The sequence below is a fragment of the Qingrenia yutianensis genome (assembly GCF_014385105.1).
GTDB lineage: Bacteria > Bacillota > Clostridia > UMGS1810 > UMGS1810 > Qingrenia > Qingrenia yutianensis.
This window is the reverse complement of sequence record NZ_JACRTE010000061.1, coordinates 1-1,370: the sequence shown is the minus strand read 5'-3', so window position 1 is coordinate 1,370 and position 1,370 is coordinate 1. Positions and strand designations below refer to the sequence as shown.

Genomic DNA, 1,370 nt, shown 5'->3' with positions numbered 1-1,370 from the left:
TATGATTTCAGTATCGCTCGATTCAGTATTATTCTTTTCAGTATCGTTAAAATCAGTATAGTTATTATTAGTATTATTTGAGTATGATTTCGGAACTTCTTGAATTTCGATTTTCATATTTGCAGAAGTTTGATTTTCATACTTCTGTAAGTTTGAATTTAATACTTCTTGATTTTCGATATTCATACTTTCGGTATTTTGATTTTCATACCGCTTTTCTTTTGGGTTATGTATAAAGTTTTTTACATAGATTATGTTCGGTCTGCCAAGCCCCTGTCGTTTGCGTTCAATAAGTCCGATTCCGTTTTCAAGCTCGTCAAGCAGCTTTAATGCCTTTTGCCTTGCACAACCGAAATCGCTCAAAATATCATCAATGGTGTAGATAATATATACACGATTTTCCTCGTCAAACCAACAGTTTTTAACCGATAAACTCATCCGGTCGAGCATAAAACTGTATAAGACCTTTGCTTCCACAGATATTCCGGCAAGCGTTTCATCTGTAAACAAGACTTTGGGAATACGGTAAAACGAAAACTGCTCCGCTTGACTTCCGTAAAAATATTCAAATTGTATCGACATTGTTGTGCCTCCTTTCCGTGTGTGATTACATAAAAAAAGAACGCCTTATGGTTTGTTATAAAGCGTTCTCAGTTGATATTTTATTAAATTTTGACCTCCTTTTGCAGGGTATAACTTTTGTCTTTAACTTAACATTACCGTTATTAAAGACGAAAATCTTGTAAATTTCGGGTTGGAAAAAGAACTGAAATGTAACAAGACAAATGGCTAAACCCTTGATTTTATGCGGCTTTCACCGTTTGTCTTTATTATACCATAGGGGCATATCCATATCAGATTCCTGTTCTTCCGGTTCCGCAAGTTTCTGCATAAGTCCAAGCTTTTGCAGCTCGGTTTTAATTTCAGTTGTTTCTTTCGGAGACAGCCTCTCACCCTCTGACATAAGATACTCCACAGTTTCAAATTGATTGTTGCGAAACGCTCCCATAAGCAGAGAATGTTCTTCTCCGAATTTGGAATACCGCTTATTGGCGCTGCCGCCGCTTGTATAGTATTCCTTTAATTTTTCAACATTTCCGTTGCACACATATTCCCACAGTTTATTTATGTCTGTTAAACTTTTATCTTTCATCACGCAGCCTCCATTTTAGTTTGTATAGTTGAACATTTCCTGAATTTTGGTAGTCAATGTCGGGAGTACCGTGTCATCAAGCAAAGCGTAAAGCCCGGCAAGTATGAGTGCGCCCAAAACTATGCTGATAAGCACGACCACAGCTGTGTCCAAAGCCCCCTGACCGCTTTTATCGCACAGTTTGTTCTTAAAGTTTTCTTTTGACAAGATAAGTTTC

Annotated in this window: 3 protein-coding genes; all 3 read right to left on the bottom strand. The window is 37.2% G+C overall.

All coding sequences use genetic code 11. The features are described from left to right. A partial coding sequence (locus H8706_RS12005) for a replication initiator protein A (protein WP_262432825.1) occupies positions 1-582 on the bottom strand: 582 nt, incomplete at its 3' end. A 232-nt stretch (positions 583-814) separates the two neighbouring features. Continuing rightward, positions 815-1,153 carry a hypothetical protein gene (locus tag H8706_RS12000; RefSeq protein WP_262432824.1) on the bottom strand — a complete coding sequence of 113 codons (339 nt, stop codon included), beginning with the start codon at positions 1,151-1,153 and terminating at the stop codon, positions 815-817. A 15-nt stretch (positions 1,154-1,168) separates the two neighbouring features. Further along, positions 1,169-1,363 (bottom strand): DUF6133 family protein, encoded by a 195-nt coding sequence (locus H8706_RS11995; RefSeq protein ID WP_262432826.1) that lies wholly within the window; start codon positions 1,361-1,363, stop codon positions 1,169-1,171. Positions 1,364-1,370 lie beyond the last annotated feature (7 nt).

What these genes read in the sequence shown, in the direction of transcription:
- H8706_RS12000 (WP_262432824.1), bottom strand. Translation starts at nt 1,153, where the DNA reads ATGAAAGATAAAAGTTTAACAGACATAAATAAACTGTGGGAATATGTG.